At 70.9% G+C, this 16,936-nt stretch carries 12 protein-coding genes; 6 read left to right on the forward strand and 6 right to left on the reverse strand.

What is annotated here, in order from left to right; all coding sequences use genetic code 11:
- Position 1: 1 nt before the first annotated feature.
- The 5 genes from Q9R08_RS00335 to Q9R08_RS00355 form a co-directional block, all read right to left on the reverse strand.
- A complete protein-coding gene (locus Q9R08_RS00335) occupies positions 2 to 1,036 on the reverse strand; it encodes a Gfo/Idh/MocA family protein (protein WP_308865806.1) in 1,035 nt (344 codons plus the stop codon).
- Complete coding sequence (locus Q9R08_RS00340; RefSeq protein ID WP_308865807.1) at positions 1,033 to 2,040, reverse strand: Gfo/Idh/MocA family protein; 1,008 nt, start codon at positions 2,038 to 2,040, stop codon at positions 1,033 to 1,035. The genes Q9R08_RS00335 and Q9R08_RS00340 overlap by 4 nt, the downstream gene beginning before the upstream one ends.
- A 183-nt stretch (positions 2,041 to 2,223) precedes the next feature.
- Positions 2,224 to 3,243, reverse strand: a complete 1,020-nt coding sequence (locus Q9R08_RS00345) for a zinc-dependent alcohol dehydrogenase family protein (protein WP_308865808.1) — start codon at positions 3,241 to 3,243, stop codon at positions 2,224 to 2,226.
- Between the two features lie 132 nt (positions 3,244 to 3,375).
- A complete protein-coding gene (locus Q9R08_RS00350) occupies positions 3,376 to 3,981 on the reverse strand; it encodes an FMN-binding negative transcriptional regulator (RefSeq protein ID WP_308865809.1) in 606 nt (201 codons plus the stop codon).
- Positions 3,981 to 4,922 carry a DMT family transporter gene (locus tag Q9R08_RS00355; protein WP_308865810.1) on the reverse strand — a complete coding sequence of 314 codons (942 nt, stop codon included), beginning with the start codon at positions 4,920 to 4,922 and terminating at the stop codon, positions 3,981 to 3,983. The genes Q9R08_RS00350 and Q9R08_RS00355 overlap by 1 nt, the downstream gene beginning before the upstream one ends.
- On the opposite strand from Q9R08_RS00355, the gene Q9R08_RS00360 reads away from it, so the two are divergent.
- On the forward strand, positions 4,921 to 6,333 hold the full coding sequence (locus Q9R08_RS00360; protein WP_308865811.1) for an aminotransferase-like domain-containing protein: 1,413 nt from the start codon (positions 4,921 to 4,923) through the stop codon (positions 6,331 to 6,333). The two genes, Q9R08_RS00355 and Q9R08_RS00360, sit on opposite strands and share 2 nt — an antisense overlap.
- A gap of 77 nt (positions 6,334 to 6,410) precedes the next feature.
- Here the strand turns inward: Q9R08_RS00360 and Q9R08_RS00365 are convergent, their stop codons facing one another.
- Positions 6,411 to 11,810 (reverse strand): 3-keto-alpha-glucoside-1,2-lyase-like domain-containing protein, encoded by a 5,400-nt coding sequence (locus Q9R08_RS00365; RefSeq protein WP_308865812.1) that lies wholly within the window; start codon positions 11,808 to 11,810, stop codon positions 6,411 to 6,413.
- Positions 11,811 to 12,049: 239 nt separating this feature from the next.
- Here Q9R08_RS00365 and Q9R08_RS00370 point away from each other — a divergent pair, with 239 nt between their 5' ends.
- From Q9R08_RS00370 to Q9R08_RS00390, 5 genes are all read left to right on the forward strand, one after another.
- A complete protein-coding gene (locus Q9R08_RS00370) occupies positions 12,050 to 13,156 on the forward strand; it encodes a substrate-binding domain-containing protein (protein ID WP_308865813.1) in 1,107 nt (368 codons plus the stop codon).
- Between the two features lie 187 nt (positions 13,157 to 13,343).
- Complete coding sequence (locus Q9R08_RS00375; RefSeq protein WP_308865814.1) at positions 13,344 to 13,907, forward strand: TasA family protein; 564 nt, start codon at positions 13,344 to 13,346, stop codon at positions 13,905 to 13,907.
- A 26-nt stretch (positions 13,908 to 13,933) separates the two neighbouring features.
- A complete protein-coding gene (locus Q9R08_RS00380; protein ID WP_308865815.1) occupies positions 13,934 to 14,503 on the forward strand; it encodes a signal peptidase I in 570 nt (189 codons plus the stop codon).
- Between the two features lie 83 nt (positions 14,504 to 14,586).
- On the forward strand, positions 14,587 to 14,979 hold the full coding sequence (locus tag Q9R08_RS00385) for a hypothetical protein (RefSeq protein WP_308865816.1): 393 nt from the start codon (positions 14,587 to 14,589) through the stop codon (positions 14,977 to 14,979).
- A gap of 86 nt (positions 14,980 to 15,065) precedes the next feature.
- Entirely contained in the window at positions 15,066 to 16,901 is a 1,836-nt protein-coding gene (locus tag Q9R08_RS00390; RefSeq protein ID WP_308865817.1) for an Ig-like domain-containing protein, read from the forward strand.
- Positions 16,902 to 16,936 lie beyond the last annotated feature (35 nt).

Consider the following 16,936-nt stretch of genomic DNA (forward strand, 5'->3'; position numbering starts at 1 on the left):
GTCACACCGCGACGGGTTCGACCGCCGAGGTGCGCACCGCCGCGATCGAGCCCGAGGTCGCCGATTCGTAGGCCGCGAGGATCACACCGAGCACGTCGATGCCCTCCGTGTGGGTCTGGATCGGTCGCCGTCCCTCGAGGAGGCACTCCGCGAAGTGCGCCACCTCTGCCGCGAACTCGTGCACCGGTTCGAAAGTCACCGTCTGCGGGTCCTCGCCGCGCAGGCGCGTCTGCAGTGTGATGCCGTCGGAGCTCAGCGAGCCCTTCTCGGCCACCAGGGAGAACTTCTCGGTGCCGACCGCCGGCTCGTACGCCCAGCTCGTGGTCACGTGCCCGACCACGCCGTTGTCGTAGCGGATCAGCACCTGCGCCGAGTCCTCGCCCTCCATGAAGTCGAGGCGATGGCGCGAGAGCATGGCCGCGACCTCGGTGGGGGTGCCGCCGGCGAGGTGCTGCAGCAGGTACAGCGGGTGGTAGCCGGTGTCGATCAGCTCGCCGCCGCCGGAGGTCGCCGCGCGCGCCCGCCACCCCATGCTCTCCAGGGTGAAGTCGTTGAAGAAGCTGTCTGTCGTGCGCACCTCGTACACGCGCCCGAGGGCGCCGCTGTCGACGACGGCCTTCGCCGCGGCCACCGCCGGCTGGAACAGCTGGTTGTGGGCGCACATGATCGTGACGCCGGTGCGCGCCGCCGCGGCCCCGATGGCATCCGCCTCCTCGAGGGTGAGGCAGAGGGGCTTCTCGCAGAGCACGTGGAGTCCGGCGTGGGCGGCCGCGATGATCGCTTCGGCGTGGAGGTGGTGCGGCAGGCAGATGTCCACCGCGTCCAGGCCGCCCTCCGCGATCATCTCGCGGTAGTCGGCGTAGAGCCGCACGTCCTGATCGTCGCCACGCCGCTTCTCGGCGCTCTCGCGGACCGGGTCGGCGATCGCCGCGAACTCGACGAGGTCGGCGTTGCGGCGGTAGCCCGCCACATGCGCCCCGGCGATGCCGCCTGCGCCGATGAGTCCGATGCGCACCCTCTTCGTGCCCGTGGTCATGACCGTCCTTCCGTTGCGAGTCCGACCGCGGCGCCGGTCGAGGCCGCGGCGTTGGCTGCGACGACGAACCGCGTGAGCTCGATCGCCGTGCGCTGGTTGTCCGACGGGTCGGCGGCGCCGCGCATCGCGTCCACCCACAGTTCGAAGGGCCGCCGGGCCCGCTCCGCCTCGGCCACCGGCATCCACTGGTCGCCGAAGCGGCCGCCCTTGGCGATGAGCTCCTCGCGGCCGAATCCGAACAGCAGCGACGCCGCAGTGCCGCGCACCTCGAAGGCGAACGCGCCCGGCGTCGTCACGAAGCTCGCCTCGGCGACTCCGAGCGCCCCGTTCGGGTACTCCGCGACGACCACGGCGTTGTCCTCCACCTCCCGAGCGGTGACGCGGCCATACGACGCGGTCACGTGGGCGGGGCGTGCACCCAGGAAGCGCTGGACGAGGTAGGCCGGGTGGCATCCGAGGTCGGCGAAGGCTCCCCCGATCGCCGCCACCGGGTCGGCGAACCGTTCGGGCAGCCAGCCCCCGAGCCACCCGTCGTGCGCCATCCGCACGCGCGCGTACGTCACGTCGCCCAGGCTGCCCGCGTCGATGAGAGCGGATGCCGCCATCACCTCGGGATCGGCCAGCCGCGGCAAGGACACGACGAGCGCCACGCCGGTGTCACGCGCCTGCGCGACCAGGGCCTCGCACTCGTCGACCGTGGGAGCCAGGAGCTTCTCCGTGAACACGTGCTTGCCCGCCGCGATCGCCCGCGAGATGACAGCGGTGTGGTCGGCGGTCGCTGTGGTGACCGTGATGGCCGCGACGTCGGGATGCGCGAGCAGCGCATCGAGCGAGTCGACGACCTCGACGCCCAGATGACTCGCGCCCTCGGCCGCGAGGGCCGGATCCGGATCCCATCCGGCGACGACCCGTGTGCCGGGATGCTCCGTCGCGTCTCGCGCGTAATCGCCCGCGTGGACGTGCCAGAACCCCGCGATCCCCACGCCGATGACCTCGTCAGTCACGCTGTGCACTCCTCTGTGTCGCTCGGCTGCCGGTTGTACCGGTCGGCGTGTGGCAACGTTACCACAAGCGTTGTGCGCGACACGCGGGAGCAACGCGCTCCGTGCCGCCCGCGAGACGCGGGGCCGGCCCCGCGACTCGCAGGGAAGCGGCTGCCGGCCGTGCGCGACGGCCGGCGGTGCGGCTCACACCGTCAGGAGCACCTTCGTCGCGCGGCGCTCGTTCATCGCTCGATAGCCTTCGGCCGCGTCCTCGATCGGCAGGGTCAGGTCGAAGACCTTGCCCGGGTCGATCCGGCGGTCCCAGATCAGCTGGATGAGCTCGGGCAGGAAGCGGCGCACCGGCGCCGGCCCGCCGTGCAGGTGCACGCCCGAGAAGAACAGCTCGAGGCCGTCGAGCGACACGTCGTGCGAGACGCCGACGTAGCCGATGTGACCGCCGGCCCGTGTCGCGCGGATCGCCTGCATCATCGACTCCTGCGTGCCGACGGCCTCGATGACGCTGTGGGCGCCGTAGCCGCCGGTGAGCTCCTTGATCCTCGCGACCCCGGCGTCGCCGCGCTCCTCGACGATGTCGGTGGCGCCGAACTCGCGGGCCAGCGCCTGGCGGTCCACGTGACGGCTCATCGCGATGATGCGCTCGGCTCCGAGCTGCCGGGCGGCGAGGACGCCGAGCAGCCCGACGGCGCCGTCGCCCACGACGGCGACGGTCTTTCCGGGGCCGGCCTCTGCGGCGACGGCGGCGAACCACCCGGTGCCGAGCACGTCGGATGCCGCGAGCAGCGACGGGACGAGGTCGGCGTCGGGCATGCCGGGCGTGGCGACGAGCGTGCCGTCGGCGAACGGCACGCGCGCGTACTCGGCCTGCGTGCCGAGGGCGCCCATCGGGTAGGCGTGGATGCAGCGCGACTGGTATCCCGCCTGGCAGATCTCGCAGGTGTTGTCGGAGGCGAAGAACGATCCGACGACGAAGTCGCCGACCTGAAGGGTCTTCACGTCGTGGCCGATCTCGGTGACGACGCCGACGTACTCGTGCCCCATCGGGGTGTGATCGACGTCGTCGTCTCCCCGGTACGGCCACAGGTCCGACCCGCAGATGCAGGTGGCGGCGAGGCGGATGATCGCGTCGGTGGGCTCGACGACGGCCGGGTCCTCCCGCTCCTCGACGCGGATGTCACCGGGGGCGAACATGACGACGGCGCGCATGTGGTTCTCCTTCGTGTGGGTCGCACCCAGTGAACTCCGGCGGCACCACCTCAGCCAGGTGCGGCTCTGACCGGTACCGGGAGAACCCCCTTCGCGCTGCTGCATGACGCGACCGCGAGGCGGCGGTCGGTGTCAGCCGCTGACGTCGACGGCCCGCATCGCCTCCGCGAGCGGGGCGTTGTGCGCGTCGAGGTGGGCGGCGATGCCGTCGCGCACCTCGGCGGGCTTGTTCTGGCTCAGCTTGGCGCGGGCATCGAACCGCGTCACGTGCAGACGCAGCCCGACGGTGCCCTTCGCGATGCGGCGGGTGCCCGCCTCGTCCTCGGCGAGACTGCGCCCGTGCGGGTGCCCCTGTTCGAAGTGGTCGGTCAGCTGCGCGAGCATCGCGTAGTTCGCCTCGTCGGACAGGATCTCCGGCGTGCCGTAGAGGTGGGCGGTCACGTGATTCCATGTCGGGACGAGGTCTCCCGGCGCGTACCAGCTCGACGACACGTAATCGTGCGGCCCCTGGATGATGACGAGCATCTCGTGCTGCCCGAGCCCATGGAGTTCGTCGTCGGGACGCCCGAAGTGGCTGAGGACGACGATGTCGTCCGTCTGCTCGTCGAGGAGCACGGGATAGTGCGAGGCCACCAGCCCGTCGGGGGTGTGCGAGACGAACGTGGCCCAGGGATGGTGGCGGATGAGCGCCTTCACCTGCTCGGGGTCGGTCATGAGGTAGCGCGGCGTGTGACGCATCACGTGTCCTTTCGGGTGAGTCGGGTGCGGACGGCGAGGCCCGCGCAGGCGATGACGCCGAGTCCTCCGAGCAGGGTCGGCACACCGATGCGCTCGTGCAGGAGAAGGGCTGACCACAGGATGCCGAGCACGGGCTGGACGAGCTGCACCTGGCTGACCTGCGCGATCGGGCCGATCGCGAGACCGCGGTACCAGGCGAAGAATCCCAGGAACATGCTGACGACTGCGAGATAAGCGAAAGCCGCCCACTCGACCGGTGTCGCCGTGGGCGGCTGCTGCACGACCGGCACGACCGTCGCGATGATCATCAGCGGCGCGGCCAGCACGAGTGCCCACGACACGGTCTGCCAGGAGCCGAGTTCGCGTGCGAGCAGACCGCCCTCCGCGTAGCCCATGGCGCACAGCAGCACCGCGAGGAACAGCAGCAGGTCGGCCTCATGCAGTTGTGGGAGACCGCCGTTCTGCAGCGATGCGAAGGTCATGGCCGCCACCGCACCGAGGCTCGCGAACACCCAGAACGAGGTGGCCGGTCGCTCCTTGCCGCGCAGCACCGCCACCACGGCCGTCGCCGCGGGAAGGAGCCCGATCACGACGACGGCGTGGCTGGCCGGCACCGACGTGAGCGCGAACGACGTCAGCAGCGGGAACCCCACGACGACCCCGGCGGCGACGATCGCCAGCCGCGCCCACTGCCTCGGCGTCGGCACCGGAGCGGTGCCCGGCCGCCGTCGGCGGGCGATCGAGAGCGCGAGGACGGCGAGCGCGGCGGCGACCACGGCGCGACCCGATCCGATGAACAGCGGCGACAGACCGCCGACCGCCACGCGCGTGAAGGGGAGGGTGAACGAGAAGGCGACGATGCCGAGCAGTCCCCACCCCAGGCCGGCGAGGCGGGGTAGCACTGTCGGTGGATCGAGAGTAGCGCTACTCTGTTCTGTCATGGGCCAGGATAGCACCGCACGGATGACCGCGGAACTGCGAGCTTGGATCGCCGCGGCGCCGCCGGGGGCTCAGCTGCCCTCGAACCGCGCGCTGGTCGCCCGCTACGGCGCGAGTCCGGTCACCGTGCAGAAGGCCATGCGTCACCTCATCGGCGCCGGACTCGTCGAGAGCCGCCCCGGGGTCGGCACGTTCGTTCGAGCGGTGCGGACCGCGCGTCCGGCGGAGTACGGCTGGCAGACGGCAGCCCTCGGGGCTCCCCCGGCGCGCGTGTCGATGCTGTCGTCGACGCAGCGATCGGTGGCGCCCGACGCCATCGGGCTGCACTCCGGGTATCCGGCATCCGATCTGCTTCCGGAGCGCGCGGTACGGGCTGCGATCGCCCGCGTGGCTCGCACCAACGCCGCCGTCGTCCGCTCGCCGGTCGCCGGGATGCCCGAGCTTCAGGAGTGGTTCGCCCACGAGCTCGCCATGGTCGCCCCGGCGGGCGTCACGCCGCCCACTGCCCGGGACGTCCTCATCATCTCGGGCAGTCAGAGCGGGCTGTCGTCGATCTTCCGCGCCGTGGTGGGTCCAGGGCAGCCGCTCCTGATCGAGTCGCCCACCTACTGGGGCGCGATGCTGGCCGCCGAGCAGGCCGGCGTCACCCTGGTGCCCGTCCCCTCCGGCGCGTTCGGCCCCGATCCCGACGAGGTCGATCGCGCGCTGGAGCGCAGCGGGGCGCGTGCGTTCTACGCCCAGCCCACGTTCGCCAACCCGACGGGCGGGCGGTGGCCGAGCTCGACCTCGGACGCCGTGCTCGAGATCTGCCGCCGGCGCGGGGCGTTCCTCATCGAGGACGACTGGGCGCACGATCTCGCGATCGACGCCGACCCGCGTCCGATCGCGGCGCACGACGACGACGGGCACGTGATCTACGTGCGCTCCCTCACCAAGAGCGTCTCGCCCGCACTGCGGGTGGCAGCGGTCATCGCGCGCGGGCCGGCGCGCGAGCGCATCCTCACCGACCGCGCCGCCGAGTCCATGTACGTCAGCGGGCTGCTGCAGTCGGCGGCGCTCGACGTGGTGACCCAGCCTGCGTGGCGCAGTCACCTGCGTGCCCTGCGCCCGCAGCTGCGCAGCCGCCGCGACCTCCTGCTCGACGGCCTCCGCGAGCACGCCCCGACGGCCCACGTCGACACCGTCCCCGCCGGCGGCCTCAACCTGTGGGCGCGCCTGCCCGACGGCGTGGACGCCGCGGAGGTGGTCAGGCAGTCCGAGGCCCGAGGACTCACCATCGCGGCCGGCGACGAGTGGTTCCCCGCGGAGCCGTCAGGACCCTACGTGCGCCTCAACTACTCGAGCGAAGCCCCGGCCCGCTTCCCGGAGGCCGCACGCATCCTCGGCGAGGTGCTCGCGGAGGCAGCCGACTGAGGTCGCGTCTCCGACACGCCCACGCGAAAGCGGGCGGGGCCACTCGCAGAGTGTCCCCGCCCGCCGTCCGCCATCCGCTACTTCGACACGGTCACCTTGAGCGGTGCGCTCACCGTCGTCCCGGCCGCGTTGATGAACTCGACGGTGTAGGTGTACGTGCCCTTCGCCTTGCCCGCGATGGGGAGCGTCGCTCGCTGAGCCCCCGGCGAGGCCGCGGTCAGCGGGCCCGAGGCGACTTCGGCGCCGTTCTCGAGGAACCGGTACGAGGTGGCGTTCGTGCCCCACCACAGGTCCGCCGTGACGACGTACTTGCCGTCGCCGTCCTTGTTGTCGGCAGACAGGACCGGCTTGCCCGGTGCCGCGTCGGTGACCTTCACGGTGAGCGGCTGGGTCGCGGTCGTGCCCTTCGAGTTCAGCAGCTCTCCGGTGAAGACGTAGGTGCCGTTCGGCAGGCCGTCGATGTCGACGACGGCGCGCTGTGCGCCCGGCGTCATCATCGTGAGCGGCACCTTGGCGACGAGCTCACCGTCGCGGTAGAGCTTGAACAGCGAGCCGTTCTCGCCCCACCACAGGTTCATCGTGATCTGGAACGCGCCGTCCTTGAGACCGGTGTCCCAGCCGTCGTTCGACGAGAGCACGCCCTTGGCCGGGGCGGTCTTCGCGCCGTCGTCGGATGCGACCTCGGGAAGGGTGACGGATGCCGTGGCCGCCGACCGCGCGCCCTCACCGAGGACGTTGACCCCCGCCACCTCGTACGCGTGCGTGGTGCCGAGCTCGAGCGCCTTCACGGTGCAGGTCGTCCCGCTCGTCTCGCACACGGCGTCGGTCCCACCGGCCTCATAGACCCGGTACCCGGTGAATCCCGGTCCGGTGAGGGCAGCGGCATCCCACGAGACGGTGATCGAGGTGTCGCCCGCGAGAGCGGCCGTCGCGTTCTGCGGCGCCCCCGGGAGTGTCTGGTCGGCGACGGCCAGCCACGAGATGACCGGCTTCTCACTGCCGGCGCCCTCGTTCGTCACGAGGTAGTCGACCGTGGCAGGCGCGGCCAGTGTGAACGTGAGCGGAGCCGCGATCGGCGTGTTCGAGCCCGACAGCGGGACGCTGCCCTTGGCGAGCTCCGTGCCACCGACGGACACCGTCTGGTACATCGATCGGTTCACGCCCCACCACTCGGTGAACCCGCCGGTGAGGGTGTACGTGCCCGCGTCGAGCGGCAGCCGGTAGACGAGTTTCGTCGTGTCCTGGTAGAGACCCGTCGAGTACTTGTCGTTGGTGTCGGTGGTGCCCTTCGTCTTCATGCCGTCGGCGACGTAGCCCCACTGGTCGGCGGCCGTCGAGACCTGGTCGACCTTGTCGTTGCGCAGTGCCACCGCGTCGGCGACCGCCGCGTACTGCGGCGACGCCGCACCACTCGTACCCGCGTCGATGTAGTACACCAGCGCCGGAGGAACGATCTCGAAGCCCGCGATCACCGCCTGATCGGTATCGGTCAGTCGACCGGTCACGGTGAGCTTGGCGTACTCGGTGCGAGGCTGCGCGGCGGACTCGGCATCCCACTCCACGGCCCGCTCCGTGCCGGCGACGTCGACCGTCTCGGGCAGATCATCCTCGACGCCCAGGGCGCCCTGCACACCGAGATCGCGCGGAAGGCTCTGCACGTAGACCAGCGCGAGGCGGGCGTTGTAGCCGCTCGTGCCGTTGGTGCCGAACTCCACGTCCACCACGGCGTCCGCGTCGATCGTCAGCGTCTGCGCGACCGCGGTGACCGCACCCGTCGAGACCGCCGTCTTGGTCGTCTCGGCGCCCGAGACCTTGACCTTCGAGTAGACGTTGGTCGTGAGGCCTGCCCGCGGCGCCTGGACCGCGACGATGTTGTACGAACCCGCCGGCAGCGCCAGGTGATAGGTGACCGGCTTGTTGTAGTCGGCGCCGACGTAGGACGAGCCCCAGTCCTGCGGCGTGCCGGCCGCCAGAGTCGTCGCGGTCGTGGAGTATCCCCACGTCTCGCCGGCCGTCGTGCCGTCCCACTTCTGGTCGCTCGTGTCATTGCGCAGATCGGGGAAGGATGCCAGAGCGGCGGCGTACACCGATCCGTCCGGCGCCCCCGACGAGCCCGAGTCGATGAAGTACTCGAGGTCTGCCGGCACGACGAGGACCGTGGCGCTGAAGCGCTGGTACACGCCCGACGACAGCTTCTCGGTCGAACGGCCGGTCGCGGCGAACGTGCCGAGCTCGGGCGTGGTCTTCGCGGAAGCGACGGAGCCGAGGCTCCAGGTCACCTTCGACTCGGAACCCGCGAGGGTGAGCTCGGCCGGCAGCGTGCGATCGGTCGACTTGATCGACACCACGCCGAGGCTGATCACATCGGCACTGACGTCCTTGGGTGTCAGCCCGTCGGCCGCCACGGTGAGCCGCGCGGCGAGCGACGCCGCGCCCTCGGCGTCGAGGCCGTACGCCCCCGCGTCGGCGACGGCGGAGGTCGCGTCGCCGAGCACCGCCGCGAACACCGCCCACGTCTCGGCGCTGTACTCGCTCTCGTCGAGGCCCTTCACGGTGTCGATCGCGGCGGCGAGCGCCGTGGTGTCCACGGCTGCGGAGTCGGCGGTCGCCGTGATCACGCCCACCGCGTCGACGTTGATGGACGCGTCGTTCGCGGTCTTGATGACGACCGTGTGCGCAGCGTCCTTAAGCCCGCGGAGGATGAACGTCGTCCGCTCGCTGCCTGCGGCGAAGGTCGGCGCCGCCGCCGCGATCGGGACGCCGTCCACGCTCACATCGAGCGTCGTCGCACCGCCGTTGGTGCCGATGATGTCGAGGCCGGTGCCGGTGAACGAGTACGTCATCGCGGCGCCCTTGGCCGTGCTCTTGGAAGCGGTGCGCTGCCACTCGAACATGCCCTGGCCGTTCACGTGGCTCCAGCTCGCATCGAACTTCAGCACCGGGACGGAGCGATCCTCCCAGCTGGTCTGGTGCATGCCGTCGATGATCGTCGCGTAGTAGGGCGTGAAGCCCGGCACGGTCTCGATCTTCAGGTTGTCGAACTGCACGAAGGTGAAGCTCGAGCCCAGCTGGATCCGGCCGGCGGCCTGCGGTGCGGCATCCGTGTAGGTCGCCACCTGCACCCCGTTGACATACGCCGTGTAGACAGCACCGGCGACCTTGACCGCGATGTTGTTCCACACTCCCGCGCCGGTCTTGAAGCCGGCGGCCGGTGTGCTCGCGACCGAGCCGGTCGACAGGGTGGCGCCGAAGCGCATGAAGGTCCAGGCGCCGGTCGGATCGATCTTCAGCTCCGCAGCCGAGACGCTCTGGCCGTTGGCCGTGCCGCCCTGCTCGCGCGCGCCGATCGTCGCGTACTGCGCTCCGGCCGCCTCGAACAGCACGTCCGACGAGACCGTGTAGTTCGTCCAGCGGGCGTCGCCGATCGTGGTCTTGGGGTCACCGGCGTTCCACGCTCCTCCCGCCATTCCCGGACCCACCTGCTGGCGGAGCACGCGGCCGTGTGAGGCATCCGCGGTAGCGACAGACTCGAACGCGCCGTTCGTGTCGTTCGTGTAGCGGGGCGTCGCGCCGTAGTCCTCGCTCTGCACTGCGGGCGTTCCCGCGGGCTTGGCCTCGGCGCCGCGGCTGTCGAGGTACGACTGGCCCGAATCGACCAGCCGGCCGGTCGCCGGGTCGTAGCCCTTGATCGTGCCTTCCTCGCTGTAGTCGAAGTCGTCGGCGTAGATGAACGCGTCGTCGGTCACGCCGTTGACATTTCCGCTCGCGTCGGTGTCGAGCACATCGCGTCCGCCGTCGGCGTCGGTGTACTCGTCCGACGTGGGAAGCGAGCTGCCGTAGCCGTCCTTGGCGGTGAGAGCGCCGCCCGCTCCTGCGGTCGCGTGGTCGAGGGTCGTGAGGGTGAGCGCCGACCACGGCTTGACCGTGACGGTGTAGGCGCCGTCAGCGGCGGGCGTGAGCTCGCCGACCGGCTTCAGGTAGTTCGCGTCATAGGCCTGCCCGGCGTCGGCGGCGCGGGTCTCCCAGAGCTCGGCCGTCTGATCGGAGCCGAGGTCGAGATCGCTCGCCACGACGCGATAGGTCTTCGTGAATTTGCTGTCGTTGATGATGACGGTCGAGAAATCCGAGGCGTCGGGGGCGGCGAGCGTCGTGTAGGAGGCTCCGCCGGCACGCGCTCCGCTCGGCGGATTGCCGGTGCCGAGCTCGCTCTTCGACGCCTGCGGGATCGCCCGCCAGATGCCGGCGGTGTTGTCGGCGTTCTCCCACCCGAGCTTCGCGAACTGGGTGAACTGCTCGATCACCGCGAGGCCGCCGTCGTAGTACATCCAGCCCGACCACGGGTCGCGGGCGTTGACGAGTTCCTTCGACGAGTACTGGAACCCGTCGTAGAACGAGCCGATGGCGGGCTGGAAGATGTTCAGCGTCCGGCGCGAGGCGGAGAAGCCCGTGGTGACCCAGTTGCCCATCTCGAGCGCGCTGTTGGTCCCGCCGAACTGGGTGCCGAAGCCCCCCTGCTCGTCGCCGGCGTTGTTGTTGGGACGATCCGCGGAACTCGAGAATGTCGACTGGCCCTCCGAGTTCCAGACCTCCTTGTCGAGCTGCTCCGCGATCTTCTTCATGTTGCCGGCGCTGTCATCGGCACTGGAGTAGTGGAATCCGACGACGTCGACGGCGTCGCGCAGCGACGAGTCGGTGGCCGAGGTCATCGCGTTGCCGAACGACACCGGCGGCGTGCCGACCGTGTCGGCGGCGACGGTCTGGATGGCGTGGAAGAGGTTCTTCTCCTCGTCCGAAGCGAAGCCGTTGTTGGGGTCCGACGCGCCGGCACCCTCGTACCCCGCGGTGTCGGCCGCGACCCAGGCCGAGAAGTTCTTGTACAGCTGGATGTTCGGGGTGCTGGTCTCGTTCGTGTCGGGGTTGATCGAGTCGACCATCACCCCGTACTCGCGGTATGCGGCCAGCACGGTGTTCTTGAACCAGATGTACTGGTCGGCATCGTTGGCCACCCATGCCGGGCGGTTCCAGCGCAGGAGGCTGAGGTGCACGTCGCCGTGGGCGACGAGCTGCGCGTCGGCCGCGAGCTGGAAGCCCGGCTCGCGCTGCACGTTCGGGTACTCGTCGCGGCTGCGCATCGTCGACGCGTTGGGGCCGGTCGAGGTGTTGCGGTCATTGCCCATCTCGATCTTGACGGTGGTCATGATCGGGTGGTCGCCGCCGAAGAGCGTCTCGATCAGCTCCCAGTACTTGTCGGGATGCTGCGACTTGTAGTCGAGGAGGAGCGCGCTGGTCGAGTTGGCCGACAGCACCCCGAAGCCCTTGAACGTGAGACCGTTCTTGTTCAGCGCGGCCGCCGCGACGTCGGCACCGGTGACGTTCACCACGACCGGGTCGGTCACCGCCGCCTGCGCCATGGTCGGCACCGCGAGCGGCGCTGCGATCACCGCGGCGGTCACCGCCGCCGCCAGTGCGATCCTCATTCTCCGCGGTGGCTTCTGAGCGACCTTCGGACGAGGTGTCCCTGCCTGCGACATCGCAGTCTCCGTTCCCTGGGCTTCCCACGTGCGCTCGCGAACCCGGGCCGGCTTCGACGCACGAAAGGGCACGTCCGCGTGCCCGCAGCGAAATCCTGCAACGAGAAGGAAGGATGCCGGAACCGAACCGAACACACTTGATCACTCTTGAACTGATTCGAACACACTTGTACGCTGAGGCGATCATGGAGCCGCCCGTCGATCCGCCTGCCTTCGGCCTCTCGCGCCGCGAGCACATCCTCGATGAGTTGCGGCGCACCGGGTCGGTCCGCGTCGCGGAGCTCGCCCGCGAGCTGCGCGTGTCGGAGCTCACCATCCGCCGCGACATCGGGCACCTGGCCGACCGGGGCCTCGTCACCCGGGTCCACGGCGGCGCGACCCTGCGCAGCCGGCTCGACACGAGCGTGCCCGCGTCGTCGGCGGGCGCGCCCATCCGATTCCGCGTCGGCATGGTGGTGCCGTCGCTCAGCTACTACTGGCCGCACGTCATCATCGGCGCCCGTGCGGCAGCGACCGACCTCGGGGTCCAGCTCATCCTGCGCGGGGCGAGCTACTCGGTCGACGACCAGCGCCGCCAGATCTCCTCGCTCGTCGAATCGGGCACCCTCCACGGCCTGATCGTGGCGCCCGAGACGCTCGGAGCCGACGGGCGAGCGCTGCTGCACTGGCTCGAGGCGCTGCCGATCCCGGTCGTGCTCGCGGAGCGCCGCGTGCCGTCGACGCTCGCGCTCACTAGCCTCGAGTGGGTCACGACCGACCACGTCTTCGGCGGCTCCCTGGCCGCCGATCACCTGGCCGCGCTCGACCACCGCCGCGTCGGCATCCTCACCTCCGCCGGCTCCCCCACCTCGTGGCAGCTGCGCCGCGGCTGGGACCGGGCCGTGGCGGAGCTGGGCCTCGAGTGCCTCGTCGACGTCGACGCCACTCTCGACGCGCTGGACGGCGTGGCCCGCGAAGCCCTCATCGCCGACCTGCTCGGACGCTGCCGCGAGACCTCCACCACCGCCCTGCTGATCCACAACGACCCGCAGGCGGTGCTGCTGGAGCAGTACGCACGCGACCACGGCTGGTCGATCCCCGACGACCTGGCGATCGTCGCCTACGACGACGAGGTCGCACAGAGCGCCGAACCCGCCATCACGGCGCTCCGTCCGCCCAAACAGCAGGTGGGGCGCCTCGCCGTCGAAACGATGGTGGCACGCCTGAGCGAGGGCGCACGGCGCCCGGTGCAGCGGGTGCACCTCCTCCCCGAGCTGCTGCCGCGCGACTCGACGGTGCGTGCCGCGCTCTGACGGCGGGGCGGGGCCGCACCCTGACGGATGCCGCGGCTGCGGCATCCGTCACCCGCCCGTTGCACTTCCCCTGCGCCTGTGTCCGAGCCCTGGTTCGAGCGTGGCGCCACTGTGGAATTCCTGTTACCGAGGCCTCCGTAGCGTCTTCAACAACGGAAAACACCTCGTCAGAACAGGAACCCGCACGATGAACACCACCGCTCTCCCGGTACCGGCCGCCGCGCCCGCTCGTTCGCGCAAGCGCATCCTCATCCCGCTCGCAGGTCTTCTCGTCGCCGGCGCCATCGCCGTAGGCTCGGGTGCCGACTTCGTCGCGAACTCGGTCAACACGAACAACGCGTACAGCACCGGCACGCTGGCCCAGACGAACTCCAAGGCCAACACCGCGATCTTCAACCTGACCAACCTCAAGCCGGGCGACACGCTTAACGGCAAGGTCACCATCACGAACTCCGGATCCCTGCCCGCCGGCTTCACCCTCAGCGAGAGCGCCGTGAACGGCTTCGCCAGCAAGGACAACCTGACGCTCACGATCAGCACCGGCGGAGCCACCGTCTGGACCGGCACGTTCGGCGCGCTGACCACCGGCGCCCCCGTCACGCTCGGCACCTTCGCCGCCGGCGAGGCTCGGGAGTACACCTTCAGCGTCACGTTGGCGCAGTCGGCCGGCAACGAGGAGCAGGGCAAGACCGCCACCGCGACCTACACGTGGAACTCCACGCAGACGGCCGCCACGACGACCGAGCAGTGACCCGAACCGGGGGAGGGGGGCACGACATGAGCGCCGCGAGAACGTTCCAGCGAGTCGGCAACGCCGCGATCACCGTCGCCGCGATCATCGCCACCATCGTCGCGGCGCTCATGTTCGTGCCGGGTCTCATGGGCCTGGACCGCTACGTCATCACGGGCGGGTCCATGTCGGGCACCTTCGAGCGTGGCGCGCTCGTGTTCGAACGCCAGGTCCCTGTCGCCGATCTCCGGATCGGCGACGTGATCACCTACCTCCCCCCGGCCGACTCGGGCATCACCGAGCTGGTCACCCACCGGATCGTCGCCATCGAGCCGAGCCCCGTCGGCGGAGCCGCTCCGATGCTGCGCACTCAGGGCGACGCGAACGCCGACATCGACCCGTGGACCTTCACCCTCGCCGACACGGTGCAGCCCCGCGTCGTGGGGTGGGTGCCCGCCGTCGGATGGGTCTTCATCGCATTGTCGGACACCCGCATCCGGAGGCTCGCCATCGGCGTGCCCGCCGTCATCATCGCCCTGCTGTTCCTCCGCGACCTCGTGCGCGGCGCCTCACGACGCCGCGACGAGTCCGCTCCGGCGCCCGCCGCCGCCCACTGATGTCGCGGACGGCGCTCCGCCGCGCAGTCCGCCACGCCCTTCCCGCACCGACCGGCCCGACGGTCATCGTCCCCGGAGTCTCCATGATCCGCACCCGCGTTCCCGCACGCCGCCTGCTCGCAGGCGGCACGATCGGCGCTCTCTTCGCCGTCTCCGTCCTCCATCTGGCTGCGGCAGCCGCCGACGACCCGGGTCGCAATCCCGCGACGGTGGTCTCCGTCGCCCTCGGCGTCGCCGGACTGCTCACCGCCGGCCGCGCGACCATCGTCCGCTGCTTCGAATCGCGGCTCGCGATCGTGCTGATCGGCGGCGCAACGCTCCTCGGCGTGTGGCTCACCCACACCATCGGCGCCCCGGGGGCGGCGCCCGTCTCGTGGAGCGGGCGCGATGCGCTCCTCACGGTGCTGGCCGTCGGCCTCTCCGCGTCGTGGCCGGCCACGGCGGCGGCTCGCACCTGCGGCGTCCGCCGGCCCTGATTGTGGATGCGGTGAGGCCTTGCCGTGGCATGGCTGTAACCCGCCCGCGCGTAGCGTCGAGAACGCACCACCCGAAGGAGAACCCGATGAACGCCGCTGCGCTGCGCACCACGGTTCTCGTGGTGCTCGCCGCGGTCGTCCTCATCGCCGGCACCCCGCTCGGGCCGGCGCTGTCCTCCGCCGCGTTCACGGCCAAGACCACGAACAGCGCCAGCACCGTGGGAGCGGCCGCCGACTGGACCCCGCCGACCGTGGCCGTCCAGCCGTCCGCCGGCGCTCTGCGCGACACGGCGACGATCACAGCCATCGCCTCGGACGCGGTGTCGGGCATCCGGAACGTCGTCATCTCGGTGCAGGCGGTCGGCGCCACCACCTGGACCACCCTGTGCACGGCGACCGCGAGCCCGTACAGCTGCACGTGGAACACTCGCGCCGTCAGCGACGGCAGCTACGACGTCCGCGCCGTCGCGACCGACAACGCGGGCTACCCCGCCACGTCGGCGGCCGTGCGCGTGACGGTGGCCAACACCATCGGCGTCGAACTCTCCGACCCGGGCGACACGGTCCGCGGCAGCGTCTCGCTCACGACGAGCCTGCAGAACGCGGGGACGGCGACCCCTGCCGTCGTCGTCGAGTACGCGGCGGCCGGTTCCGGGGTCTGGAAGACCGCGTGCTCGACGTCGACCGCCTCCTACACCTGCTCCTGGGGCACCGGCACCGTGAAGGACGACTTCTACGACCTGCGCGCGACCGCGACCGCGAACGGCGTCACGACAGCCTCCGCCCTCATCACGGACGTCCTCGTCGACAACGGCGCGCCGACCGCGACCATGACCGACCCGGGCTCGCCGCTGCGCGGAACCGTGACCCTCGCGGCGACGGCAGCCGACGCCGCCTCCGGAATCGCCCGCGTGGCCATCCAGTTCTCGGCGAACGGCGGCTCGACCTGGCAGGAGGCGTGCACCGTCACCGCTCCCCCGTACTCGTGCCGCTTCTCGACGGTGGCACTCGCGGGCGGCAGCTACCACTTCCGGGCGGTCGCGACGGATGCCGCAGGCAACAGCGGGACCTCCGGCAGCGTCGGCCCGCGCACCATCGACAACACCGTCGCGTCGGTGGCGATGGAAGACCCGGGCGCGTTCCTCGTCGGCACGGCGACGCTCACCGCGACGGCCAACTCCACAGCGGGCGTCGCGGGCGTGACCCTCCAGGTCGCGCCGAACGGCACGAACACCTGGACCACCGTCTGCGCGCCGGCGGCCTCGCCCTTCAGCTGCGCGTGGAACACCAAGTCGGTCGCGGACGGGCTGTACGACTTCCGCGCCGTGCTCACCGACTCGACCGGCAAGCAGACGACCTCGGCGACCGTGACGGCTCGGCGCGTCGACAACCGCGCCGTGCGCGGAGTCGATGTGCAGACCGCGAACGGCGGCGCGATCGCCGGCCGCCTGGACGCCGGCGACACGATGACCTTCACGTACAGCACCCGGATGAGCACCGCGGCGCTCAGCGCCGGCTGGAACGGCTCGAGCATGCCGGTCACGCTGCGCCTGCGCGACGGCAACACCGCGGGTCTCGGTCTCGGCAACGCCGGCGACACCGTCGACGTCCTCCTCCCGGGCACCACCACGCCGGTGAATCTGGGCTCGGTCAACCTCAAGGGCGACTACGTCAAGAACAACAAGACCTCGAGCTTCACCGCGACGATGACCGCCACCACCGCCACGGCCGGCGGCCTCCCCGTCACCGTGGTGCAGATCACCGTCGGCACGCTGATCTCGGGCGGTGCGCTGCGCACGGTGGCCACCGCCTCGGCGGCCGCGATGGTCTGGACGCCCTCGAGTGCGGCCACCGACCTCGGTGGCGCCGCCTCTTCGAACGCCCCCGTCACCGAGACGGCGGCCCTGGACAGGGAGTACTGAGTGAACCCGAATCACGACGACACCCCCGCGCGGCC

The sequence above is a fragment of the Microbacterium psychrotolerans genome, from assembly GCF_031085295.1.
Taxonomy (GTDB): Bacteria; Actinomycetota; Actinomycetes; order Actinomycetales; family Microbacteriaceae; genus Microbacterium; species Microbacterium psychrotolerans.